We start from the raw sequence: 1123 nt of genomic DNA on the forward strand, positions 1-1123 counted from the left end.
GGGAGCGGGTGGTGCATGTCGCGTTCGCGTATCCGTCGCGGCAGGACCTGGCGGTGTACCGCGAGTACACGGCGGAGGTGCAGCGGGTGGCCGACGCAATCAACTCCGAGTACGGGGTGGAGGGTTGGACCCCGGTCGTGCTCCACGTGAAGGACGACTTCGCGCGGTCGCTTGCGGCGTACCGCTTGGCGGACGTGGCTCTGGTGAACCCCATCCGGGACGGGATGAACCTCGTGGCCAAGGAGGTGCCTGTCGTCTCCGACGAGGGGTGCGTGCTGGTGCTTTCGCGGGAGGCGGGGGCGTACGAGGAGTTGGGCGAGGATGCTCTCGTCGTCAACCCGTACGACGTGACGGGCACGGCTTCCGCGCTGCACGCGGCGCTGACGATGCCGGTCGGCGAGCGCGCCGAGCGTACGAAGCGGCTCGCTGCGGCGGCTACGGCGTTGCCCCCGGCCCAGTGGTTCCTGGACCAGCTGCGGGCGTTGGACCAGTAGCCGAGGCCCGGCAAGAACCGCCACCTCACGGCTGGGAACAGACTTTCTTCGGCCGAATGAGTGACTTGCGCAAGCACGGCTCGTTGCCATGACGGGGAGGCGGGGCATGGCGGCCGAGGGTGTGGGCAGTGGGGCTGATCGGCTGCGGGCACTGGCTGCACCGTTTGTCACGCCTGTTGCGGACGGGGTAGCGATCCGTACCCGGCTGAGGACTCTTGAACCAGCCGATGAGGCGGTGCTGCGTGAAGTCGGGCTACATCTAGGGTCGTTGGCGTCCAGGGATCTGAAGGCCCGGTGTGCAGCAGGAGTGGGGCATGACGCGGGCGCTTGGGCGGTACGCAAGCGCGCGTTGACACCGAAGTGCTCCTCGCGGTGGGCGGGGGCAATCACGAAGGCCAGCCATGCTCAGTGGGCGCTGGCCCGGCGGTCTCTGTCGGCGCATATCGCATCGTTGCGATCAGGCCTCGCGATGCTGCGCCATCGCCTGGCCCAACCGCTGGGTTCGAAGGGTACGAGACGGGTGCCGGGCGGCTATCGATCCCAGCGGGAGTGGCACGCCAAGTCCCGGCGCCTGGCCGTTCTCGAGCAGCGGCACGCGCAGGCGGTCGCGGACTGGGAGGCCGGGCGGG

1 protein-coding gene is annotated in these 1123 nt (G+C 69.3%); it reads left to right on the plus strand.

Annotation, left to right across the window (positions count from 1 at the left end; translation table 11 throughout):
* The coding region (locus ACZ5CR_RS46695) for a trehalose-6-phosphate synthase (protein ID WP_468870130.1) at positions 1–494 on the plus strand (494 nt) is incomplete at its 5' end.
* Positions 495–1123 lie beyond the last annotated feature (629 nt).

The sequence above is a fragment of the Streptomyces sp. NPDC031274 genome, assembly GCF_055570235.1.